Source organism: Nodularia harveyana UHCC-0300 (genome assembly GCF_034931085.1).
GTDB lineage: Bacteria > Cyanobacteriota > Cyanobacteriia > Cyanobacteriales > Nostocaceae > Nodularia > Nodularia harveyana.
This window is the reverse complement of record NZ_JAYGHG010000002.1, coordinates 162,220-186,341: the sequence shown is the minus strand read 5'-3', so window position 1 is coordinate 186,341 and position 24,122 is coordinate 162,220. Positions and strand designations below refer to the sequence as shown.

At 44.4% G+C, this 24,122-nt stretch carries 26 protein-coding genes and 1 pseudogene; 15 read left to right on the top strand and 12 right to left on the bottom strand.

The genetic code is table 11. The features are described from left to right. The first annotated feature begins 83 nt into the window (after positions 1-83). The 14 genes from VB620_RS02480 to VB620_RS02415 all read left to right on the top strand — a co-directional run bounded on the left by VB620_RS02480 (position 84) and on the right by VB620_RS02415 (position 14,147). Positions 84-779: a type 1 glutamine amidotransferase domain-containing protein gene (locus VB620_RS02480; protein WP_323194542.1), complete on the top strand. Its 696-nt coding sequence runs from the start codon at positions 84-86 to the stop codon at positions 777-779. Between the two features lie 21 nt (positions 780-800). After that, a complete protein-coding gene (locus VB620_RS02475; RefSeq protein WP_323194541.1) occupies positions 801-2,507 on the top strand; it encodes an oleate hydratase in 1,707 nt (568 codons plus the stop codon). A gap of 48 nt (positions 2,508-2,555) precedes the next feature. Further along, a complete protein-coding gene (locus VB620_RS02470; protein WP_323194540.1) occupies positions 2,556-2,915 on the top strand; it encodes an HPF/RaiA family ribosome-associated protein in 360 nt (119 codons plus the stop codon). A 353-nt stretch (positions 2,916-3,268) separates the two neighbouring features. Beyond that, positions 3,269-3,649 (top strand): rhodanese-like domain-containing protein, encoded by a 381-nt coding sequence (locus VB620_RS02465; protein WP_323194539.1) that lies wholly within the window; start codon positions 3,269-3,271, stop codon positions 3,647-3,649. Positions 3,650-3,708: 59 nt separating this feature from the next. After that, positions 3,709-4,242: a DUF3122 domain-containing protein gene (locus VB620_RS02460; RefSeq protein WP_323194538.1), complete on the top strand. Its 534-nt coding sequence runs from the start codon at positions 3,709-3,711 to the stop codon at positions 4,240-4,242. A gap of 46 nt (positions 4,243-4,288) precedes the next feature. Continuing rightward, positions 4,289-5,449, top strand: a complete 1,161-nt coding sequence (locus VB620_RS02455) for a baeRF7 domain-containing protein (protein ID WP_323194537.1) — start codon at positions 4,289-4,291, stop codon at positions 5,447-5,449. 190 nt (positions 5,450-5,639) lie between these two features. Beyond that, complete coding sequence (locus VB620_RS02450) at positions 5,640-5,954, top strand: P-II family nitrogen regulator (protein WP_323194536.1); 315 nt, start codon at positions 5,640-5,642, stop codon at positions 5,952-5,954. A gap of 330 nt (positions 5,955-6,284) precedes the next feature. Further along, positions 6,285-6,980 (top strand): VIT1/CCC1 transporter family protein, encoded by a 696-nt coding sequence (locus tag VB620_RS02445; RefSeq protein WP_323194535.1) that lies wholly within the window; start codon positions 6,285-6,287, stop codon positions 6,978-6,980. 506 nt (positions 6,981-7,486) lie between these two features. Then, complete coding sequence (locus VB620_RS02440; RefSeq protein WP_323194534.1) at positions 7,487-9,973, top strand: plasma-membrane proton-efflux P-type ATPase; 2,487 nt, start codon at positions 7,487-7,489, stop codon at positions 9,971-9,973. A gap of 56 nt (positions 9,974-10,029) precedes the next feature. Then, a complete protein-coding gene (locus tag VB620_RS02435) occupies positions 10,030-10,617 on the top strand; it encodes a PspC domain-containing protein (RefSeq protein WP_323194533.1) in 588 nt (195 codons plus the stop codon). 510 nt (positions 10,618-11,127) lie between these two features. Beyond that, entirely contained in the window at positions 11,128-11,784 is a 657-nt protein-coding gene (locus VB620_RS02430) for a GIN domain-containing protein (protein ID WP_323194532.1), read from the top strand. 39 nt (positions 11,785-11,823) lie between these two features. Beyond that, positions 11,824-12,633 carry a CPBP family intramembrane glutamic endopeptidase gene (locus tag VB620_RS02425; protein ID WP_323194531.1) on the top strand — a complete coding sequence of 270 codons (810 nt, stop codon included), beginning with the start codon at positions 11,824-11,826 and terminating at the stop codon, positions 12,631-12,633. A gap of 61 nt (positions 12,634-12,694) precedes the next feature. Beyond that, positions 12,695-13,456: a DUF6920 family protein gene (locus VB620_RS02420; RefSeq protein ID WP_323194530.1), complete on the top strand. Its 762-nt coding sequence runs from the start codon at positions 12,695-12,697 to the stop codon at positions 13,454-13,456. A gap of 169 nt (positions 13,457-13,625) precedes the next feature. Then, positions 13,626-14,147: a c-type cytochrome gene (locus VB620_RS02415; protein ID WP_323194529.1), complete on the top strand. Its 522-nt coding sequence runs from the start codon at positions 13,626-13,628 to the stop codon at positions 14,145-14,147. Positions 14,148-14,322: 175 nt separating this feature from the next. On the opposite strand, the gene VB620_RS02410 is transcribed toward VB620_RS02415, so the two are convergent. Next, positions 14,323-15,300 (bottom strand): DUF4917 family protein, encoded by a 978-nt coding sequence (locus tag VB620_RS02410; RefSeq protein WP_323194528.1) that lies wholly within the window; start codon positions 15,298-15,300, stop codon positions 14,323-14,325. A gap of 263 nt (positions 15,301-15,563) precedes the next feature. Further along, positions 15,564-15,743 (bottom strand): hypothetical protein, encoded by a 180-nt coding sequence (locus VB620_RS02405; RefSeq protein WP_323194527.1) that lies wholly within the window; start codon positions 15,741-15,743, stop codon positions 15,564-15,566. Between the two features lie 592 nt (positions 15,744-16,335). On the opposite strand from VB620_RS02405, the gene VB620_RS02400 reads away from it, so the two are divergent. Continuing rightward, positions 16,336-16,542 carry a hypothetical protein gene (locus tag VB620_RS02400; protein ID WP_323194526.1) on the top strand — a complete coding sequence of 69 codons (207 nt, stop codon included), beginning with the start codon at positions 16,336-16,338 and terminating at the stop codon, positions 16,540-16,542. A 239-nt stretch (positions 16,543-16,781) separates the two neighbouring features. Here the strand turns inward: VB620_RS02400 and VB620_RS02395 are convergent. The 10 genes and pseudogenes from VB620_RS02395 to bicA form a co-directional block, all read right to left on the bottom strand. Continuing rightward, positions 16,782-16,871: pseudogene (locus VB620_RS02395) on the bottom strand (fasciclin domain-containing protein); the annotation flags it as partial. Between the two features lie 46 nt (positions 16,872-16,917). After that, a complete protein-coding gene (locus VB620_RS02390) occupies positions 16,918-17,580 on the bottom strand; it encodes a Na(+)/H(+) antiporter subunit B (RefSeq protein ID WP_323194525.1) in 663 nt (220 codons plus the stop codon). Then, positions 17,580-18,131 carry a DUF4040 domain-containing protein gene (locus VB620_RS02385; RefSeq protein ID WP_323194524.1) on the bottom strand — a complete coding sequence of 184 codons (552 nt, stop codon included), beginning with the start codon at positions 18,129-18,131 and terminating at the stop codon, positions 17,580-17,582. Before VB620_RS02385 ends, VB620_RS02390 begins: the two co-directional genes overlap by 1 nt. After that, positions 18,124-18,402, bottom strand: coding sequence for a monovalent cation/H(+) antiporter subunit G (locus tag VB620_RS02380; protein WP_323194523.1), 279 nt, complete (start codon positions 18,400-18,402; stop codon positions 18,124-18,126). The genes VB620_RS02385 and VB620_RS02380 overlap by 8 nt, the downstream gene beginning before the upstream one ends. Beyond that, entirely contained in the window at positions 18,399-18,650 is a 252-nt protein-coding gene (locus tag VB620_RS02375) for a hypothetical protein (protein ID WP_323194522.1), read from the bottom strand. The genes VB620_RS02380 and VB620_RS02375 overlap by 4 nt, the downstream gene beginning before the upstream one ends. Then, on the bottom strand, positions 18,647-19,036 hold the full coding sequence (locus VB620_RS02370; protein WP_323194521.1) for a Na+/H+ antiporter subunit E: 390 nt from the start codon (positions 19,034-19,036) through the stop codon (positions 18,647-18,649). Before VB620_RS02370 ends, VB620_RS02375 begins: the two co-directional genes overlap by 4 nt. Continuing rightward, positions 19,033-20,469, bottom strand: a complete 1,437-nt coding sequence (locus VB620_RS02365; protein WP_323194520.1) for a cation:proton antiporter — start codon at positions 20,467-20,469, stop codon at positions 19,033-19,035. Before VB620_RS02365 ends, VB620_RS02370 begins: the two co-directional genes overlap by 4 nt. After that, on the bottom strand, positions 20,466-20,801 hold the full coding sequence (locus tag VB620_RS02360; RefSeq protein WP_323194519.1) for a cation:proton antiporter subunit C: 336 nt from the start codon (positions 20,799-20,801) through the stop codon (positions 20,466-20,468). The genes VB620_RS02365 and VB620_RS02360 overlap by 4 nt, the downstream gene beginning before the upstream one ends. Before the next feature lie 34 nt (positions 20,802-20,835). Next, positions 20,836-22,224 (bottom strand): cation:proton antiporter, encoded by a 1,389-nt coding sequence (locus VB620_RS02355; RefSeq protein ID WP_323194518.1) that lies wholly within the window; start codon positions 22,222-22,224, stop codon positions 20,836-20,838. Positions 22,225-22,350: 126 nt separating this feature from the next. After that, the gene (bicA, locus tag VB620_RS02350; protein ID WP_323194517.1) at positions 22,351-24,057 is read right to left on the bottom strand and encodes a bicarbonate transporter BicA; all 1,707 of its coding nucleotides are present in this window, start codon (positions 24,055-24,057) and stop codon (positions 22,351-22,353) included. Positions 24,058-24,122 lie beyond the last annotated feature (65 nt).

Below are 24,122 nucleotides of genomic sequence, written 5' to 3'. Positions count from 1 at the left end.
GTTCAAGCCTCTTTTTTAAAGAAGAGATCAATCTAAAATCTAAAATCGAGTGACCCATTCAAAAGTAATTAAAGGAGTCTGGAATGAAAATATTGATGGTGCTGACATCACACGACAAACTTGGCAATACGGGTAAAAAAACGGGTTTCTGGCTCGAAGAATTCGCCGCCCCTTACTACACTTTCAAAGACGCAGGTGCGACTATCACCCTAGCTTCACCGGATGGTGGACAGCCACCGCTCGATCCCAAAAGTGACACCCCAGATTCTCAGACTAAAGACACGGAACGCTTCAAAACCGATGCTGCTGCACAAGCCGCGATCGCACAGACTATCCAGTTGAGTGAGGTTTCTGCTGGCAATTTCGACGCTGTATTTTACCCCGGTGGTCACGGGCCACTCTGGGACTTAGCTGAAGACGCGGACTCAATCGCCCTGATCGAAGCCATGCTTGCTGCGGGTAAACCAGTCGCCTTAGTTTGCCACGCGCCCGGTGTACTCCGTGATGTCAAGACAGTCAACGGCGATTCTATAGTGCAAGGGAAAGCCGTAACAGGCTTCACCAATACGGAGGAGGAGGCAGCCGGATTAACTAAGGTTGTCCCTTTTCTGGTCGAGGATATGCTCCGAACCAACGGCGGTAATTATTCCAAAGTCGCTGACTGGCAGCCTCATGTTGTTAAAGATGGTCTATTAATTACTGGGCAAAACCCCGCATCTTCTGAGCCAGCGGCCAAGGAGCTACTGGAAAAGCTCAGTTTGCTTACCAATGTTAAATAACCTGAGACTTCCCATCACAAGTTGGGTTGTAGAGGATTTTCTAAACGGAGTTGGCGATCGCTTTTAAAATCACCGAGCTATCACATTCACTTAAAAAAGGCAGCTATGACACAACAATTAACGACTCCTCCATCCGCAAAACCCAGCAGATTCAACGGTTCTGTTCCCAAGGCTTACATGGTTGGAGGGGGTATCGGTTCATTAGCCGCCGCCGCTTTCCTGATTCGTGATGGCAAAATTCCCGGTCGCAATATCACCATCTACGAAGCAATGCCAGTTGTAGGCGGCAGTCTTGACGGTGCTGGCAACCCCAAAAATGGCTACACCATGCGCGGTGGGCGGATGCTGACGACGGATAACTATGAATGTACCTGGGATTTGTTCAAATCAATTCCGTCTCTCGCTTCTCCTAACCAGACTGTATTTGAGGAGACGATCGCCTTCAATCAACTCCACAAGTCCCACTGTCAGGCACGACTCATTGATCGCCATCGCGCCAATCTAGATGTGGAGTCAATGGGATTTTCTATGCAGGATCGAATTGAACTCCTCAAACTCACCGAGACTGACGAAGAAAAATTAGGTACTAGCTGCATTACAGATTGGCTATCGCCGTCCTTTTTCACCACTAATTTTTGGTTCATGTGGTCAACGACCTTTGCGTTTCAACCTTGGCATAGTGCTGTGGAATTTCGACGTTACCTGCATCGGTTCATGATGGAATTTTCCCGAATCGAAACCCTAGCAGGGGTCAAACGCACGGTCTACAACCAATTTGATTCATTGGTGCGACCTCTGGTGAGTTGGCTAAAGACCCAGGGGGTAAATTTCGTTGTTAACTGCACTGTGACCGACTTTGAGCTAAAGGTTGACCAGGGACAGATTGTTGTTACCGGCATTCATCACAAGCGGGACGGTAAGACAGAGATCCTGACTATCGGCGATGACGATTTGGTGTTTTTCCAAAATGGTTCGATGACCGATGCCTCCAGCTTTGGGTCAATGAGGAGTGCGCCCAAACAGCTAACGAAAAACGATAGTGGTGGCTGGTTGCTCTGGGAAAAGCTGGCACACAGCCATCCTGAGTTCGGGAATCCAGCAGCGTTCAATTCGAGTATTCCAGAGTCGTTTTGGGAGTCCTATACGGTGACGGTGATCAAAGACACCACTTTCTTTGACCAGATGGAAGCATTTTCTGGGAATAAGGCTGGGACTGGCGGTTTGGTGACTTTCAAAGATTCCAATTGGATGATGTCAATTGTGTTAGCCCATCAACCCCACTACATTGACCAACCTGCGGATGTGCAGGTGTTTTGGGGCTATGCCCTGCATCCCGATCGCATTGGCGACTTCGTACCAAAATCAATGGCTGATTGTAACGGCAGTGAAATTCTACAAGAGTTGTGCGGCCATCTCAATTTCGATCAGTCAACGATCGCCTCCGCCATCTGTATTCCCTGCCGGATGCCCTACATCACCAGTATGTTTATGCCCCGTGCCTATGGCGATCGCCCGCTACCCGTCCCCAAGAACTCCAAGAATCTCGCCTTTGTTAGTCAGTTTGTCGAAATCCCTAATGATGTGGTTTTTACCGTGGAATATTCCATCCGGGTTGCCCAAATGGCCGTCTACGAACTACTGGGCATCGAGCGAGAGATTCCACCCATCCTGCACCATGACGACTCCATCAAGGTGAAAATTGACGCAGTGGTGAAGGCGTTTAGATAAGGCTGTTAAGACCGATCCAGCCAATCACAATCACAAAAGGAAACTACCATGCAAATTCAAATCCGTACTGGTCATAACATCGAAGGACACGAAGCACTAGCGAGCCATTTTACTGGTGTAGTAGAAGAGAGTTTGAGCCGATTCAGCGATCGCCTCACTAACGTTGATGTTCACCTAAGTGATGAGAACAGTGACAAAAAAGGCGGAAGTGACGATATGCGCTGCATGATCGAAGCCCGTCTCACAGGATACCAACCCCTCGCGGTAACAAATCAGGCAGAGACCTTAGACCAAGCCGTTGACGGGGCTGCGGAAAAATTAACCCACTTGCTTGAACATACCCTGGGGCGACTAGAACATCAAGCGAGTCATCGCACTGACCCACCTTTGTCTAGCTCAGTTCAGTAGGCTACGGTGTACACACATCCTGATTCAAAGAGGGTTTTCAGCCCTAAAAATCGAATTTAATGGTAAATCCAGTTCCCCTCCTCGCTTGCGGGGAGGGGCTAGGGGTGGGGTTTTATCGCAACCAACGAGAATTTCCCGACTTGTGTGTACACCGTAGGTTCAGTAGGAGGGAGGAGGCAGGAGGCAGGGGGATTTTAGTTTTCTTAGGAGTTTAGGAGAAATGTATGAGATTTAAGAAATCAATTCAGATGATATTTCTGGTTTCTGCACTATGTTTTTGCCTATTTCTGAGCATTGGACAAAACCAGATTCTCGCAGCAACTAGACCAATTTTTTCAGAAAGGATGCAAGCAATGTCTGCAAAAACTGTGAATGTGGAATCAACAATTGATAACTTTCTCACATCAATTCCCCCAGGCTATTACACGATCGCTAGTGTGGAAAGGTTAAAAAACCTATTAAAAAACCCTCAAACTGTCTTGGTGGACGTGCGAGAACCTTCTGAATATAAGTCTGGACATATACCTAATGCCATTAATATTCCCCTCCCCACCCTGGCGCACAATCTGGAGGAAATTCCCCATGATCAACCTGTAGTGGTGTACTGTTCCGCCGGGTATCGGGCGGCCATGGGAGTAATGACATTGCACCTATTGGGTTATGAAAATGTCCAGGGATTTCCACCTAGCTTTGCTGCTTGGAAAATTTCAGGAGAAGCGATCGCTTCTAGTTAAAATCCCGAATTTTTATTCTGGAATTGCCAAAGATTTTAACTAACCTTATGAGGATTTTTATGATCAACTCTATCAGCTTTAACAGGTCTAGAATTCGCCTTACGCGCTGGATATTGACTGCTTTAATCTGCGTTTTCCTATTTGTCGGGAGTCCCTTAACGGCTTTTGCTGCTGTGACGCAAATCGAAGAATATCCAGGGCAAATGCTCTACCAATCCCGGCAAACCTTGCAAGATCAGGACGGAAACTCCTGGCAAGCAATAGCTTTCAAACGCATCCATCCCGAAGGTAGTGCCAGCGTCTCCCTGCGATTAATCGGCTTTTATGGTGGGGCGAAATTAGATCGCACTCAACCGCTGATTCTGACAACATCCCTGGGGCAAATTTTAACCGCCAAGGATATTTCTAGCGAAATTTCTCAGGACACAACAACCCCAGCCAATGTTGGAGAATATGACATTCAGCTTGCCCTACCACAGTTAAAAGCGGAGATTCCCCTGCAACTGACATTACCAACTATCAACGGCGAATCTGTCAGCTTATCTGTTCCCTCTATAGCAATTCAGGAATGGCAAACCCTGATTAGCCATTGATTACAACCTGATACAAATAGCAAAGAATTTACTTACAGGTAACATCATGAACTTATTTACTATTGATGAATTAACTACTTTAACCACAGCGTCAAACTCCACCTGTATTTCAATCTATGCGCCAATGGAGCGTTTAGGAATCGAAACCAAGCAAAATCCGATTCGGTTAAAGAATTTGGTTCGAGAAGTTGAGGAAAAATTGCTGGCGCTGGGACTGAGTGAACAGGATGCCAAAGAGTTGTTGCAACCCATTCATGAGCTAGATACCTATGACTTCTGGCAACATCAAAGCAATGGACTGGCAATGTTTCTCTCCCCCAATCAGTTCCGCTACTACTGTTTACCGATCGCATTCCCTGAATTAACGGTAGTTGGCGATAGCGGAGCGCTCCGTAGGAATCGCTTTCACCTCAAACCACTACTGCAACTCATGTCAGGGGATGGAACATTTTCTGTTCTAGCCTTGAGCCAAAACCAAGTCCGGTTATTTCAAGGAACTCGTTATCACTTAGATGAAGTTGCATTAACAGATTTACCAACCAACATTGCAGAGGCTTTGCAATATGATGATTCCGAAAAAAGCCTCCAAGTACATACAGGTTCATCAAAAGGCAATACTGGGGTTTTTCATGGACAAGGAGCCGGCAACGAAGATCACAAAAATGATTTATTGCGTTACTTTCGCCAAGTTAACAACGGTTTAGAGTCTTTCTTGAAAAACCAGCAAGCACCGCTAATTTTGGCAGGAGTTGATTATCTATTGCCGATTTATCACGAAGCAAATACTTATCCCCACTTGCTACCCGATGGTATCACTGGTAATCCAGAAACCTTGGCTTTGGAAGAACTGCATACCCAGGCTTGGCAAATTGCACAACCCTATTTTGATCTCGCCAAAGTATCAACTATCTCCCACTACAAAGAACTACAAGGTAGTGAAAAAACGGCTAATACTATCGAAAAAGTAGTAACTGCCGCTTATTTACAGCGTGTTGAAACCTTGTTTGTGCCTATTGATAAAAACGTTTGGGGAGTATTCAATCCAGTGGGGAATTCCATTCAGATTCATGCTCAACAGGAAACAGGCGACGAAGATTTGCTCGATTTAGCGGCACTACATACGCTCACCAATGGGGGAACAGTTTACACCGTAGAACAGGGAGATGTACCTGAACATAAAGCGATCGCTGCCATCCTGCGCTATTAAAATTAAATTTTTGCGGAATGATCTTATTGTGAAACTTCAGATTGTGTCTCCCAAAGAGTTGAGCAAAATTGAGGGACTACCAAATAAAAACAGGACTTATGCAAAATATCTCTCAAACCCTCTTTCCTTCGTGTCCTTCGTTCCTTCGTGGTTCGATATTCAATTAAATATTTATTCTGGAGAATTGCCCATGTCACCCCCACCCATAGAACCCGCTGTACTGGTTGTCATCATTGGTGAAACCGTCTTGCAAAGTCGCATTATCAATCTGCTGCAACACTTAGGCGTAACTGGTTATACCCTCTCCCAAGCCCAGGGTGCAGGTCGCCACGGCAGCCGCCGGGGAGATATGGTCAGCTATAACACTAATATTGAGATCAAAACCGTTGTCTCCCTAAAAGTATCGGAGGCGATCTTCTCCGGTTTAGTCGAGTATCAATCTAATCATGCCTTAATAGCTTTCCGTCAAAATGTCGAAGCATTGACTGGGTTTGAGGTAGTTTGATTTCAGTTACAAAAAAAGGCAGAAGGCAGAGGGCAGGAGGCGGAAGGAAAGAAGTACTAATAAAAACTTTAGTTGTAGGCCTAAAGCCCACTAGTATAAAAAAAATGTGTAGAGATGCGTAGCACAAGACACAAAGCGTCCTTATTTAAATCCTACGTTTTTAAACGTGGGTTTCTTCTGCCCCCTGCCTCCTGAAGTTTTATCAATTCATTCAAAAATAAGGAGATAACATTGACAATTGAGGGGGCGACAAGAAATTGAGAAAAAGACTATTCAGATAGTTGATGAATGCTCGCCACTTTCAGCATAAGCACAAGAGGTCTTAAGAAAATGCCCAAAAGCCATAGAGAACGACATCGCACGGGACGAATCGGCTGGCTACGTGCAGCAGTATTGGGTGCGAACGACGGCATTGTTTCAACTGCAAGCCTAGTTGTTGGAGTGGCAGCAGCGCAAACGTCTCGAAGCGAAGTATTAGTGGCTGGAGTGGCTGGTTTGGTTGCAGGGGCTATGTCAATGGCTGCTGGTGAGTATGTCTCTGTAAGTTCACAAACTGATACCGAGAAGGCTGACCTATCCCGTGAAAGAAAAGAACTCGATATTGATGAACGATCCGAGCGGAATGAACTGGCTGCAATCTATGTAGATCGTGGTCTTGAACCATTTTTAGCACAAGAAGTTGCCAAGCAGTTGATGAATCATGACGCATTAGGCGCACACGCCCGTGATGAGCTAGGAATCTCTGCGATCCTAACTGCTCGACCAGTTCAAGCTGCATTTGCATCAGCCGGAGCATTTGCTGTTGGTGCAGTTATGCCGCTTTTCACCGTACTTGTAGCTCCAGAATCGAGATTAGTACCCGTTGTGTTTGGAAATTCTCTCATTTTTCTGACTGTCTTGGGTGTACTTGCTGCCCGTGCAGGTGGAGCGCCAGTAATGAAATCGGCTGTTCGGATTGTTTTTTGGGGTGCGATCGCTATGGGGTTGACTGCTGCTGTGGGTGCTTTGTTCGGAACGGTTGCATAAAGGACTGCCAAATAAAAAAACACTCAACCACCTAAGAGGCTGTTTGAAAAGTATTATATGAAACCCATAATCGCCAAAAACCTAACCCCCCTACCCCATTCCCTTGTAGGGAAGGGGGTTTTCAAAGCCTCTCCAGTAATAAAAGTAATTCCTTTCCCCTCTCCTTTTAGGCTACGGTGTACACACAAGTCGGAAAATTCTCGTTTGTGTCATAACACCCCACCCCTAGCCCCTCCCCGCAAGCGAGGAGGGGAACTGGATTTACAGTTAAATTCGGTTTTTAGGGCTGAAAACTCTCTCTGGCTCAGGATGTGTGTACACCGTAGCTCCTTTTAGGAGAGGGTTAGGGAGAGGTAGGGGAGAGGTTTACCAGAGGGGTCAATTTATACATTAAAAACTTTTCAAACATCCTCTAACGCAAAAAATCTCCCAAACCCTTATTCCTCTGTGTCCTCTGCGCCTCTGTGGTTCGTTTATCTTGGATAATTTATTTAAGGCGTGATCTCATGACTGTATCTACCGATCAAGAAAAGCTTTCGCATCTATCCTTAGAAGCACTACAAAAGCAACTGACTACTTCCGATCAGGGATTGAGCAAAAAAGAGGCACTGCAACGACAATCAAAAGGTGGCTATAACGAGTTACCCGAAACAACCGTCAACCCAATCATGCAATTCCTATCGCATTTTTGGGGACCGATCGCTTGGATGATCGAAGCAGCGGTGATTCTTTCGGCAATAGTTGGAGACTGGGTTAATTTTGGCATCATTTTGGTACTCCTAATTGGCAACGGAGTAGTGGGTTTTTGGGAAGAATTTCAAGCCGGTAATGCGATCGCTGCTCTCAAGGCAAAATTAGCACTCCAAGCACGGGTGAAACGAGACAACACCTGGACGCAGATACCCGCCCGTGAAATAGTTCCTGGCGACCTGATCCGGTTGCGTCTAGGCGATATTGTCCCCGCAGATGTCCGGTTTTTGTCAGGCGATCCGGCACAGGTTGACCAATCGGCATTGACAGGGGAATCACTACCCGTAGAATGCAAAGTTGGAAGCGTGCTGTACTCCAGTTCCATCCTCAAGCAAGGAGAATTAGATGGCATTGTCTATGCCACGGGAATTAATACTTACATGGGCAAAACTGCCCACCTGGTAGAGTCTGCGGAGACAGTCAGCCACTTTCAACGAGCAGTATTAAAAATCGGTGATTACTTGATTGTAATTGCCCTGGTGCTGGTGGTCGTAGTGTTGGTGGTAACACTATTTCGGGGCGATCCTTGGCTGACTACCCTGCGGTTTTTACTCGTGCTGACCGTTGCCTCAATTCCCGTGGCGATGCCAACAGTATTGTCAGTGACGATGGCCGTAGGAGCGCAAAAACTAGCGAAAAAGGAAGCGATCGTCAGTCGGTTAGCGGCTATTGAAGAGATGGCTGGCATTGATATTCTTTGTTCCGACAAGACGGGGACTTTAACTCTCAACCAGTTAACTCTGGGAGAGCCTTTTTGTGTGGGCAATACGGCTCCAAAATCGCTGATCCTCAACGCTGCCCTGGCTTCCCGTGATGAAGACAAAGATCCCATTGATTTGGCAATTCTCGCTGGTTTGAAGCCAAATCAACCTCTAGATGCTTACGAAATTGTCCACTTCCAACCCTTTGATCCTGTGGGCAAACGTACCGAAGCCACCGTTGAAAATGGTGATGATAATTTTAAGGTGACAAAAGGTGCGCCCCAAGTGATTCTGGCGCTCTCAAAAAATGTCGCTCAGGTACAGCCGCAAGTGGATCAAGCGATCGCAGGTTTTGCCAAACGCGGATTTAGATCCCTGGGGGTTGCCCGGACTGACGATGGTGAGAACTGGCAATTTTTGGGCGTACTACCGCTATTCGATCCACCCCGCAGCGACTCCCAACTAATGATTCAGGCAGTGAAAAAGCTAGGAATTGACTTGAAAATGTTGACGGGAGATCAACAGGCGATCGCTCGTGAAACGGCTCATCAACTAGGGCTAAAGGGAGATATCCTCGATGCCAGTTTGCTAGAAGCAGCCTCCCCTCACGAAACTGGACAACTTGGGGATGCGATCGAAGCCGCCGCCGGATTTGCTCAAGTCTTCCCGGAACACAAATACCACATTGTTGATGTTTTGCAGCAACGGGGGCATCTCGTGGGTATGGCTGGGGATGGCGTTAATGATGCCCCTGCCCTCAAAAAAGCTGATGCCGGAATTGCGGTTTCTGGAGCCACCGATGCCGCCCGCGCCGCCGCCGATATTGTTTTGCTCACCCCTGGACTTTCTGTAATCGTAGAGGCGATTCAAGAAAGCCGCCGCATCTTTCAGAGGATGAACAATTACGCTATTTACCGGATTACCGAAACCATCCGGGTTTTGTTGTTCATGACCCTTTCCATTGTGGTCTACAACTTCTATCCCGTCACTGCCATCATGATTGTGCTGCTGGCATTATTAAATGATGGTGCAATCATCTCCATTGCCTACGATAACACCCGTCCCGCCAATCGCCCCGAAACCTGGAATATGCCCATCGTCTTGGGACTGGCAACTGTTTTGGGTGTAACTGGATTAGCCAGTTCCTTTGGGATGTTGTATTTGGGAGAACGGTATTTTCACCTCGATCGCAGCATTCTGCAAACGCTGATTTACCTAAAGCTTTCCATTGCTGGACATCTCACCATCTTTGTAACCCGCACCAAGGGTCCCTTTTGGTCAATTAAACCAGCCAAAATTTTACTAACAGCCGTCCTGGGAACTCAAATACTGGCAACCCTGATTGCAGTGTATGGCATTTTTATGACCCCTCTCGGATGGGGTTTGGCTGGCTTTGTTTGGATTTATGCGTTGATCTGGTTTTTGATTGCAGACTGGGTAAAACAACGTGCATATGGCGTGTTTAATCATGGGAAGCCAGTCTATGTAACACGGGGTTTAAGACGGTTGAATCAATGGGTTTTTCATAAGCCTGTTAACTAAGATGATCTGAGAAATTAGTTGATTTCAAAACCTTATTTAAATCTTTTAAAAAGCCCATGATTTACTCATCTTTGATTTTGACACTGTTATTTATTGGGCCAGCACTTGCTGCGATCGCACATCGGCGGTCACTTTCAATAGGTGGACACCTGCTTTTATTTGGTATTTGCATTTTCTACGGAGTTTTCCCACTTTTAGTAGCTTGGGGAGGACTACATTTAACAGAACGCTTTGGTTGTGAGGCAGAAGCGATCATTTTTAATTGTCCTGCCCCATCCTGGCACGGAGACCTTGTTACAGGGATGGTATTTGCTCACTGGATTGCGATCGCAACTATCCCATCAGCCATTTTTGGTTCTATAGGACTGGTTAGTTCTTTAATTCTCAAATTCAATTCATCATCAAAAAAAGTAACTATTTCCAAAAATCCAACTGCTGCTTTTTACCGCAGTCGCCGCCACAAAGTAATTGCGGGTGTGTGTTCAGCGATCGCACGACAACGGAAACTACCAATTCAAGGAGTTAGAATTGTCACTGTTATTTTAGCAATTATCCTACCTGGACTGATTTTATTGCTGTACCTTTTCTTGTGGTTAGCTTTCCCACTGGATATGCCGATCAAATCTCATTTAGTAGCTGATTGAAATCGAAATTCTGATTACCAACCCATAGGAGAACCTTGATGAGTGTAATAAATGACCATAAAATTGCTCACAGCAAAACCTCCACCTTTAAAGGGCAATTAGGATGTCCCCATTGCCAATATTCGTTTCCCTTGACTTGGCGACAATACTGGGCAACACCGTGGGGAAATTACCGATGCCCTCAATGCCACAAAAAATCCCACATCCAAGCTAATTCTTTTTGGGTATGGCCAATACTAATGACAGGAATAATGGTAGGTGGAATAACATCATTTGCTCTGGCGGCATACATTTTTAAGCATTTCTTAATAGGAACACTTTTCTTTATAGGACTTACGCATAATCTACGTTTTCTTGGCGTTCTTGGCGGCTTGGCGGTTCGATAAATCAAGACTTTTGGTAATTGTTGCGTAAGTCCTGCTTTATTGTTGGCAGTTTGGGGATGGGATTCCTAACTGATAAATGGCTAGACGGACATTTAAGAATACTTAAACCAAGCAAGGCAAAACAATGAAAAAACTATCCAGTTTGGTTGCGTGCTTGGCCGCTTTGAGCCTTTCCGGGGGCTGCTATTTCAATAATGGGCTGAGAGGGTCTGGAATCGTCAAAACCGAACACCGAGAAGCAGATAGTTTCTCATCTATTTCTAGTGAATCCGTAGGTAGGATGACGATTCAACAAACGGGAAAAGAATCCCTGAAGATCACCGCCGAGGACAATATTCTGCCCCTTTTAGAAAGTCGTGTGGCTGACAAAGTTCTGTATCTCACCATCAAAAAAGATGCCAGCATCAACGCCACTAAACCCATTGACTTTGTTGTAGAGGTCAAGAGCTTGGAGAGTTTGAATATCAAGGGTGTCGGCACTATTGAGGTAAAAGATATCCAAGGTAAACGGTTGTCTATTTCCCTGGATGGGGTGGGTAGCATGGCGATCGCTGGAAGTGTCGATGTCCTAGAACTTACTCTTGAGGGGGTCGGAAGTTTTCATGGTGAGGAGTTGAAAACTAAGCAAGCTACAGTTCGCAACAGTGGCGTAGGAAGTGCTGTGGTTAATGTGAGTGAGAACTTAGATGCAACTGTATCCGGCGTGGGTTCAGTGGAGTATATTGGCTCTCCTCAAGTTCGGGAATCTGTGCGGGGTGTAGGGACGGTCAAGAAACGTTAGATACAGCTTGGATTCAGTTGTTAAGATAGCAAATAAGTAATGAGCATCACCCATAAACCTTTCTCGCTGAGAACCTATCTATTGATTGTCGTGGCGGTATCTTGGCCATTTCAAATTGCGTATTTATTGTGGGCAGAAACGCCATTTATGCGCTATGCCTTAAGCTCATTACCAATGATCATGGTAACAGTTGCCACCTATATCGCTGGGCGCTATGTTTTCCGTGATGGTTTCTCAAAAGCTGGCTGGAGTTGGGGTAAATCAAAACAATATTTAGCAGTCTTTTCAATAGCAATTTTTGTATGGGTTGTTCCCACAATCCTCGAATTAGTTTTAGGAATGCGAAGTATTCCTAGAGGAATTGTATTTTCAGATATTCTGGGAAATTTTCTACTTCGGTTTCTCGCCACTTTGATTCCAGCCTTTGGTGAAGAGTTTGGGTGGCGTGGCTATATGCTACCGCACTTAGCGAAACGATACAGCCTCAGAACAGCATTGCTGCTACATTCATTGATTTGGTGGGCATGGCATTTGCCTGTGCTGATGGGAATGGGCATAACTGAAAAACTTACTAATAATGTAGTTACTTCAATAGCTACTATCCTGGCAGTAAGTTTAATTCCGGCGATGATGCACGCGATCGTTTTTGCCTATATTTGGACTGTCACCCAGAGCCTTGCTGTTGTCACTGTTTATCACGCTGCCTTTGATGAAATTCGGGACGCGATCGCATCCTCAATCGGTTATGGTTCCCTAGTTGAAATCTGGCAAATGCTGACATTAACAATATTGGGCGGATTACTCCTGTGGAAGGGTAATTGGCAGCAATTAACCGCGAGAAAAACATAACTAAAATCATCTGCGTTTATCTGCGTCCATCTGCGTTTAATTATTACAGCTTGTACCTCCGATGACCAAACAAATTTCTCTTAATACGCTATGGGATTCATCCACATCTCAGGATCGTGTATTCCATCCAGATGACTTCACTCACCTACCAGAAGCAGCCAGAAGGTATCTTAAAAATGCGATCGCACCTGGAACAAAACTCGCTTCTGCTGTTCGCTTAAAGATGCACGGTGAAATCAAACTAAAGAACTGGATTCCCTTCCAAGCAGAGCAAGTCATTTGCTGGCAACATGGACTGATTTGGAGTGCTACAGCCTGGATGAACGGCTTTTTACCCATTGTCGGCTCAGACCGCATCATAGATGGCATAGGTGCAATGCAGTGGAAACTTCTAGGATTATTCCCTGTAATGACGGCAAGTGGTTCGGATATTACGCGATCGGCTATTGGTCGCCTCCAATCAGAGTCAGTGTGCCTACCGTCTGTGTTCTGCGGTGATAACGTTTCATGGACAAGTACAGATTCATCGGATCTAGACTCTAGTTTACATTCCAGTTTTGTAGTCCAAGGTGAGAGAGCCGAACTAGATTTCACCATTGATAAAACAGGTCGTCTCAAGACCTTCAAGCTACCACGCTGGGGCAATCCAGACGGTGCTGAGTTCCGTTATGTTGACTTCGGTGGAATTTTAGAGGAAGAGGGCAAATTTTGCGGCTATACCATTCCTACCCGTCTACGGATTGGATGGTACTTTGGCACCGAACGGTTTGAGTCGGAGGGCGAATTTTTCCGAGCCACGATTGATGATGCAATTTATCGGTGAAGCTGAACTCTTGCATCGCTAGTTACATTTTATATCGTATTCAATCAATTTAATCAGAAAATCAAGCGATCGCTTGTTCATAGTCATAACAGTTGATAAATCACGATGGTCAAAGATTAGGCATCAAACAGGCAATACCAAGGCGATCGCCCTCAAAGAGAAATAAACCATGAACCGCAAAATCAAAATTATTGCTAATAGCTTGTTAGCCTTTATTGTTGCTCTACTACTCGTGAACTGTACACCGCACCCGCAGTTGATGGTGCTAAATAGAACTAACTCAAACTCACAGACAAGAACCTTTCGCTCCAATGGTGAACGCATATATTTCTCCTCCACAAGCGATCGCAACAAGAACATTACTTATACTGGCGGTCAGTCATCGGGTGGAATGATGGGGAATGGTTCATCCGGTGGAATGATGGGTAATAACAACATGACCTGTGCTTCCTGTCATGGTGCCGATGGTCGTGGTGGTGTACAGACAATGATGGGAATGCAGACAATCAAAGTGCCTGACATTCGCTGGTCAGCCCTAAAGGATGAATTCGACACCGAAAAATTTCGCTTGGCGATTACGAAAGGTCAAGACCCCGACGGTAAGAAGCAGTTGAATAATTATATGCCGCGCTGGAACATCGGGAATGAAGATATAGCTGATTTGATTGGTTTTCTCAAAACATTACCTTGAGATAGGGTGAATCAGCCGATTGGAGAGCCAGAAATAAGAATAAAAATTGGTTGATTTTAGCGATCGCAAAGCGCTCCGCAGGAATCGCTATTAGGATAACGTTTTAATTGAGGGACAAGCGATCACTACTAGATCAGTCTAAAAATATCACAATTTTATCCGCTCCAATGATTTATTATGACCAGATTGGAGCAGACTGAGCATCAAAAAACTCAACATTTGAACTGGACGATTCGAGATATGCACGAGCATTTGCCTTAACCTTCCTATTATCTTCGCTGTCTTCGTCACCAAAAATGCTTACAAAAAAATTCTGGACATTGCTCCGCCTCAATTGGTCAAAAATATGTTTATCATTCTCATCCATCGAATGTCCCTGAATGAAGAAAGTTCCAGTAACTGTTTCAAGTGCGCGAAAGCAGTAATTTAAGTACGGATTGTGTTCTATTTTCTGCTTTTTCTTAATCGAAGTCGGCTCAGAAACGAAGAGGGGAAATTTGCCTTTTTCCAAATTGGCTTTCACTAAGTCGATGATGCCAGTGCCTCTTTGAGTATAAGTATGTTTTTCGATTGCTGTTCCACTATCGAAGATGTGCAAGCCTCCGTGCAAAAAGTGAGCTTTTTGATTTGTCCCGTGTCCTTGCCATTTACAGCCCGTGCGAAATCCATCGTCTGTCGAATAATTTTCGGGCGGCAAATCATTCATATTTCTCGCCCAGTAGAACAATAGATCGTAGTTCACCGTAAAAATTTGATCGTAGCGAGAAAGGAAGCGACGAACAGATGTGAACTGATCATTGGTAACATCTGTCGGTCGAGATGGGTGCGTGGTCGAAATCGCAGTAATGAGAGCATCTTTCAGGAGTTGCTGGTCTTTTTCGATTATTTCGACCAAAGCTTCGTTACCACCATAGGCTTGAAGGACTGTTTTTGCTGCTACAAGTGATCTCATCACTGCTTCAAAGTCATACGTTTCACTAAGCTGAAAAAGCGCCTTTATTTCGTCGTTACGATCAGTAAAATCGGCAACCTCAAGCAGGTTTGCGTAGTTGAATAAGTCGTTCCGCCAAGCGAGAGAAAAGCCGTTGCCCAACAAGATTGAAGGCTTATCACCATCTTCAACCGTTGCCATTGCCTCGTCGAAAGAGATCATTCGCTAATCCTCATTGGTAAGTAGGTATAACTATATATTATCTTCCGGATTACAGGATAAACACTTATACAAGATGTATATTACATAAATTGTCAGATAAAGCAACCAATAAGTGTAATAACAAGATTTATGCGGGGTAATATACCTCAATACTAGGGGAGTAATGTATTGCGATTGCTATTTCTGTGAGTCGTAATTTTTAGGCGATCACATCTATCTATTTATCCTCCACAAGCGATCGCTATTCCTGTGAGTTGTGATTTTTAGGCGATCGCCATTGTTGTGAGTTGTGATTTTTGGGCGATAGCGAAGCGCGACCTGGGAATCGCATTAACGATTTTTCTCCTCAAGGCGATCGCATTAACAATCTTTCTCCTCAAGGGGATCGCTGTTCCTGTGAGTTGTGATTTTTGGGCGATCGCATCTATCTGTTTTTCCTCCACAAGCGATCGCTATTACTGTGAATCGTGATTTTTAGGCGATAGCGAAGCGCTCCGTGGGAATCGCATCTGTCTATTTATCCTCCACAAGCGATCGCTGTTCCTGTGAGTCGTGATTTTTAGGCGATCGTTTTTGGTGAGGTGAAGCTGAACTCTTGCATCGTCTAATTCAATCAATTTAATCAGAAAATCAAGCGATCGCTCCTTTCTGGTTTTTGATTATAGATTGGGTAAAACAACGTGCTTACAGCGTGTTTAATCATGGGAAACCAGTCTATGTAATACGGGGTTTAAAAAAGTTGAATCAATTGACAAAACAAAAACACGGAGTAGCCATATATACCCTTTTGATGCGCTGTGTTGACACTCCTCTCGCTTCATAAATAGCATTGTATTGAGTTGTTTTCCCTTTGGCTTTGAACTCTGAGATCATCATTTTATACGGAAAATTTTTAGGTAAAAACTATATCATAAAAAAGTCGCTGTTCTACGGGGAGCTTTTAGCCCCAGTTTTTTGGTAGAATCAACCACAATTATAAACACAGTGTTCCTCTGGTTTTATTGATTTTGCGATTTTAGTTACGAGAATAGTAAAATGCACCTGTCTTTTTTGATTCCCCTTTGTACTGGTTTAGCTATCGGCTATGTATCTAAAAAATGTCATGGCGAAATATCTTATCTGATTAGTTTATTTACAGTTATCAGTTTTATTTTGAGCTTAGTGCTAGCGCCTTGGGAATTTCAGCTACTGCTGTTAATTTTGGTTTTAGTCGGCACTGAGAGATTATTACGTAAATTTTAAGTATAAATTTTGCTAAAGATAAGCTAAGGCGATCGCTCAACAGGGAGCTATAGCAGGGAGCAGGGGGAAGCCTTGAAACTCTTTAATTACAATGGTTTTATGATCCGTTTGTGTCCTAACCACCTTGGCGGTTGCTATAATTTATCCCAGATTTATATAAAATATACCCAAACAATTGCAGGACAGTAACTCAAGCTAATCGCTATCCTGCAACTATCAGTTAGATATTCAGCTTATGCTTATGCAGGCATCAATACTGTATCAATGACGTGAATAATACCGTTATCAGCAGCAACATCTGGTGTCGCAACATTGGCATTATTTTTCTTCGTTTCCTTGCGCCTCTGCGCCTCTGCGCCTCTGCGTGACACCAATTCATAACAAACCCCGATAATGAATAAACAGCAAAATTACCGCCCAGGAACCCAAAGAGACTTTAATTGCTACTAAGATATTCAGTACAGGTATAATTCCACCACTAAGCAGCGTACCTAATTCGCCGTGGGGTAATTCCAATCCGGTCATAGTCATCACTGCCAGTATAATAAATAGCAAAACCGAAACTTTTTCCCATCTGGCGGCGTTCCAGCGCTTGTAAATAGCTTGCATCCATTCTGGGGATGAGGTAATCGCTACTAAGCCAATGGCTGTTCCTCCAGCGACCCCAGCCGCAAAACCACCACCAGGGCTGAGATGTCCCCGAATGGCTAGTTCGATTCCTACTAAGGAACAAATCGTTGCGCCCAGACGGGCTAGGACAATGGATGGTTGATCTGTGAACTGATAAATGTGGGATAGTGGTTTTTCATCGGCTAGGAGGAAACGCGCACCCATGACGGCGATGGTAAATACTACGACTTCAAAGATGGTGTCATAGAGGCGATTTCTGAGGATGATACCTGTAACTGCATTGGGAACACCGCTATCTTCGACGATGGATTGGACGATCGCAATATCTAAATTATCTGATACCCTATTGGGAATAACTAGAAATATGCAGTATAAAGCTATGCCGGCGGCTATATAGACCCATTTCATCAATGTTTGTCCTCTGATTCTGGTGTATTTACGTAGGTCAACATTGTCAGTGGTGATGAAAGTTCGGTTTGGATAATTTCATAAATGCGGCGGACTCGGATAACGGTGTGATAGGGTTGCGGATCTGCTGTTGGCGATCGCCTGATACAAGTGGCATGAATTTCTTTATCCATCAAACCTTGCTGCAAGTCCTGTATATTAGGATACGGCAGTAATTCCAACCGCATATAGTGTTTGCTAAAAATTTCGCGTAATTCATCTAACAATTGCCCAAAATCCTCTGGGTTTTCCTGATCTGTGGAGAGTACCCCCAAACGCATCACTAAGGATGAACGGACGGCGATCGCATAGAGAGTCACCCCCAGCAAAGTCCCCATTAAAGCTTGGGTTAAAGCCACATCTGCCGCCCCGAAAACGGCAAACACCAAAGCCGCCACAGATCCTAATATTCCCTGAATAACTAGGGCGTTGTATGGGTTTACTTGAACTACGAGCATTAATGCCGAGAGGGGCAGCAAGGCGGTAATAATATAAACATAGCTATCATTCATGGTCAGTCTCGCTACTAGAACAGTAGGCTAACACGTAGCCCAATACTGTATTCCAGATTGCCAAGGAGATGATGCCCAGAACCAGTAGAGGCCATTCACTGGGGATCTTCAGCAATAGCCCCAAAACTATCAGCATGGAGCCAAGGGTATCTGCAACAGAAAGACTATGTAACTTAAATAATACCGAGCGATCGCCAATTAACGGCCAAGTTCCCCAGAACCAAAAAGCGATACCTAAACCTAAGCAAATATAACTCAATATATTAATCATAAAATACTCATCCGTTTTAAGAGATGTGCTAATAACATTAATCCCGCATTACCCACACTCAAAATAATAATTCCCACAACACCAATCATCCAATCATCCCGTAACACCGACACAATCAGAATCATCATAGAAGTCTTAGTGGCAATACTCCCAAAAGCCAACATCTTTTGCCAAATATCATCATCATGCCAAGCCTCATACATCGGTATCAGGAGAGCAATAATCATGGCTATTAATACCAGAGTCATGACTTTTTCCTCCGTGTAATCCGGTGGACTGCATAAGAGCCATCTTTCTGATATTTTAAAACAATGGTCTTAGGTGTAAAAGTAATCAAGAATATGTCTAAGAATACAAGTCCCGGTGTCCGTTGGGGTTTGACCCGTTCCATGATCATATCTTCGTGGAGATGGGGACGGAAGATGATTTCAATCGCTTCAATATATGCTTGGGGTATAGCCACAATTACCTCACCCAGCACACGCAGCCAATCCTTTAAGGATTCGGGGACTTTTTGACGACCCGGTAATAATAGGGCAACGCTAACACCAATAATTATATTAGCCAGACTAAAATCAGAGGTCAGCAAAAACCAGATAGTTAATCGCAATATCAGATTTAAATGCCCAATCATGCCAGTATCATCCCCAAAAGCAGCAACAACACCAAACTCATGACCCCAATTAAATGCTCAAGTTGCTCCATAACACGGGGTAACTTGATCGCAGAGTGTCGAAAAATCAAAAAATATGCTAACCAGCCCATGCCGATAGTTGCCAGAGCTTTGATAATGTTTTCGACAGTATAAGCCTCAAAATATACAACATTAACTACAAACAGCCCACCGATTAATAAAGTCACGGCTGCCCAGAAACCAGATTTTAGCTTTCCTTGTTCCTCTTGTGCTTTATGGGGCAGAAATATAAATTTCGCAAATACTATTGTTGTTCCCACAGCTGCAAAATTCATCACAATGGCTTGCCAAGGGAGTACATTCTTGAGGGTCAACATTTTCGCCCCAAACCCAATCAGCAAGGGAAAGCCCGATATCGAGAGGCTGGCTATGACCAAGGCTATCCAGATCGGGGTATTCGTCGGCTGATCTTGTAGTTCCTGAAATTTGCGGCTGGGTAAGTTACCTGCTATCAGGAACAAAGCCGACTTTGCCAGTCCGTGTGCCAGGGCATAAAAGCCGGCAACGCCTGGTGCTACAAGAATCCATCCTAACTGCGAAATAGTACTTAAGGCCAGCATCCGCTTGGTATCCTTTTCAAAGATCCCATAGACTACGCCCAAAAACATTGTTCCCAGTCCAAAAATTCTGACGATGGGATCAATTTCCTCTACAATCAAAGCACAGCGCACCAGTGGAAAAACGCCAGTTTTCACCACAACTCCCGACAGCATCGCCGAGACTGGGGTTTCAGATTCCGAGTGAGTCAAGGGTAACCACAATCCGGATACAAATATTCCCCCTTTTGTCAATAGTCCCACAAAAATCAGGGCGATCGCCTCAGTTGGTGCGTTACGTAATCCCGCAAAAGCAAAGGAATGATTTGCCTGATAAACTAACACCACCCCCACCAGATAAAACAGCATCGCCGTGTTACTGACAAACATATAGCGCAAAGCCACCCAAATCGAGCGATTGCTGCGCGTATAGGCAATCAACAGAAATGCGGCAATCCCAATCACCTCTAAAGCTACGTATAAACTGATAAAATCCTCACAGATAAACGCCGAATTGACGCTGCCATGTAAGATGATCATCTGTATATAAAAAAAAGCCTTCTTATCCGTCGGCCAACAGTAGAGGATCACCGCCGTCATCACCAGAGCATTGGTCAATATAAAGTAGCCACTCAATTGATCAACTACTAATGTCACACCGAAATTATCCAGTAATTGCAGTGTCAACGGCGACTCATTGAAAAATATCTGCAACCCATATCCCAAGGAAACTAGAGCGACCCCCAGGGACAGATAGCGGTCAAGTTGGGGAAGCAGATAAATTAAAAATCCCAAAAAAAACGGTAGCGCAATCCAGGCGATGGTGATGTTAGTCATGGCGTGTTATTTTTCTCAATCTCGTTGCTTTCTAAGGTGGGATTATCCTTTGCTAGCTTCATCACACCCACTAGCATTACAGACTGAATTGAAAAGCCGATGACAATAGCCGTCAAGATCACCGCCTGGGGAACCGGATCTGCATAAGCTCGATCTCCCGCATTCCCAACAATAGGTGTGAAATAGCCCTCTCGTGAGGAGATCAGCACATAATAGGCGATCACCCCTGTACTCATCACATCCATAGAGATGATCTTCATCACCAAATTTTGTTTGAAGATGATACCAAAGAAACCACACAAAATTGTTGCGAATATACACGCTTCTAACACGTAAATTGCCTATGGGGTAGTGGGGTAAAATTAGTTAGCTGATGGAATTGGCCTTCTCCAAAGATTCTTTATCTTCTGGTGATTGTTTAAATGCAAACCGTAATAAAGGCGGTGCTAAAAAGGTAGTGAGAATCACCATAATAATGATCGCCGCTTGTAAAGGTTTATCAAGGGTTCCACTAGCTGCACCAATTCCTGCAAATACTAGCCCAACTTCACCACGGGGAATCATTCCTGCACCCACGGCTAACCGATTAACTCCAACTTGCCCAAAAACTGCCCAACCTGTGACAATTTTACCGATAATCGCCACCACAATTAAGAAGGTAGCAATAATTAATCCTTCGATATTTTCAGGAATGAAAGGATTCAGAACCCCTAAATCAACTTTCGCGCCCACTGTCACAAAGAAAACTGGGACTAAAATATCAGCTATGGGTTTAACCTGTTCATCTAACTCTTTGCGTTTATCCGTTTCATCCAAAACCAAGCCGGCAGCAAATGCGCCTAAAATAGCTTCTAAATGAATGGCATTACCTAAGAAAGCCATGAAAAATGCAAATATTAAAGCTGGGATGATTAAGTTACCTCGTGTTTGCAATTTATTAGCGATCGCCACAAAAGTCTGATTGAAATATTTGCCTAATAAAATTGCCCCAATTAGAAAGACTGTCGCGCTGACAATTAGATAAATGACGTTGAGAATATCAATTTCCCCAGTCTTAGCCAAACTTGCAACTACAGCTAAAACAATGATCCCTAAAATATCATCAATGACTGCTGCACCGACAATAATTTGGCCTTCACGAGATTTTAATTGCCCAATTTCTGACAACACTTTAGAAGTAATACCAATACTAGTAGCTGTTAGTGCTGCACCAGCGAAAATAGCGGGAATTACTGGGACATTAAAGAGTAACATCAATCCCGCAGTACCCGCCGCAAAAGGAACAGCCACCCCTACGCAAGCCACAACTACTGCTTGAGAACCGACTTTTTGTAATTCTTTTAAGTCTGATTCTAGACCAATTTCAAATAACAGAATAATCACGCCTAGTTCAGCGAGAACAGAAACGATTTCACTCTGGCTTTCAAAAATTGATGTTACTGCTTCGGGGCTGATATCGTTAATGAATTGCAGGATGGTGATAATTATGGAATCAGAAGCAGCTGCACCACTTTCAGAAAACACAACCAAGTTTAGTGCCGAAGCACCTACTAATACGCCGCCGAGTAACTCACCTAAAACAGGAGGTAAGTCGATCATTTTAGACAATTCACCGCCAATTTTACTGGCAAGATAAATGACTATTAAACTGAGTAATACACCAGCTAAGACAATGGGGGCATTTTCAGCTTCGTTTGTCGTTCCGAGTAGAGGATTCTGCCACATAAAGTTAACTATTAATGCTGATAAACTCATATTTTCTTTCTGTTGTAATTCAGTTTTGGAAGAAATACAAAAGTCATAGTGAAATGCTGGAAACTATCCACCATGCTTAATTAGATAGTGCTGAAAGCCGGGCTAATTTACTAAGTCCGATGCTTTTCATTTGCTGAGGAACGATTCGCCCGTAGTAGCAAAATTGTCACTGAGGACAGCAGGATCAATTAAAGTTAAAGCTTGCTTCAGTGCTTCTGTACGACTCATGAAGAAATGATGTGGAGGTACGAATCTCTCAATACCAAATTTTTCTAAGCGGCGTTTAACTTTTCCACCTGCACCAACAACCAATATGTGACGACCTTGCTCATGAGCATCTTGGATCGCATTTTCAATGGCTAAAGAAGCGGTCACACCTAACATGGGGACATCACTGATATCTAAAATCAGCACATCAGAATCTGCCATTGCTAAGTGTTCACGGGCGATCGCTTTGGAAACTCCAAAAATCATCGGCCCACTCAGGTAAAATAACAGCACCCGTCCATTAGCTAGATCAATTAATTGCTTCTCGTCATCATTCAAAACAATCGCATCATCAGCATCCGTAATTGTCTTCACGTCCTGGGACTGTAACTGCGACAGACGTTCAATCGTTAAGATATTAGCAATGAAAACTCCCACACCCACAGCAACAATCAAATCAACAAATACGGTTAAGAACATCACACCGTACATAATCAGCGCACCCTTCAGAGATACCTGATGAGCGCGTTTCAAAAAGCTCCAGTCCAGAATATCAATCCCCACCTTGAGAGCAATACCAGCCAATACTGCCATCGGGATAGGTTGAGTTAAAAAAGCTGCCCACAAAACCACAACCAGTAAAATTAACGCGCGAGTCAAACCAGATACAGCTGTTCTCGCACCAGTCTGGATGTTAACTACCGTTCCCATAGTTGCACCAGCACCAGGGAGTCCACCACATACACCAGATATGAGGTTACCAATACCTTGACCAATTAATTCTTTATCAGACTTGTGTTCAGTCCGAGTCAAACTATCCGCAATTACTGCCGTTAACAAGGTATCAATACAGCCCAACATCCCCAACATTGCCCCATCAACCAACATCCCAATGATTTGAGATGTATTAAATGTAGGCATTTGCAATTTTGGCAGTCCCATCGGGATTTCGCCGATTCGTCGGATTTCAACATCCTGGAAAAAGACCAGGGAAACTATTGTTACTACAATTAATGCGACTAATTGTGGTGGTACAACACGCTTGACTTTGGATGGCATTAAGAAAATAATCGCCAAAGTCATCCCTCCCAAGGCTGTTTCCACCCAATTGATATTGGTAAACAGCTCAGGTAAATTTTGCACCAATCCTAATACACCACCTTTGGGGCTGGATTGACCCAAAAAAGGAGCAAGTTGCAGCAACACCAGGATGACTCCAATCCCAGACATGAAACCGGAAATTACGCTGTAGGGCATCAGGGTAATATATTTACCCAGCTTGAATACCCCCAACAAAATTTGAAATACCCCCGCCAGCATCACCACTGTAAATGCCATGGCCAAGCCGGTTTGTATGTCGCCGTCGGCCGCCGCAATCTTGGAACTGATTACAGCAGTCATGATTACGGTCATCGGCCCGGTAGGTTCAGAAATTAGCGTTGGTGTCCCTCCAAATAAGGCGGCGAAGAAACCGACACAAACAGCACCATAAAGACCAGAAGCCGGACCAGCACCAGAGGCGGCTCCGAAGGCTAACGCTAATGGTAAAGAAACGATCGCGGCAGTTAAACCACCGAATAAATCGCCTCGTAAGTTTTTAAAATGGATCGTATTCGTTAATTGCATTTTGAGGTTGTGGTTAGGCAAGCAGTCACGTTTTGATTTGCTACTTTCAGCAAGTGTCCTGTTTT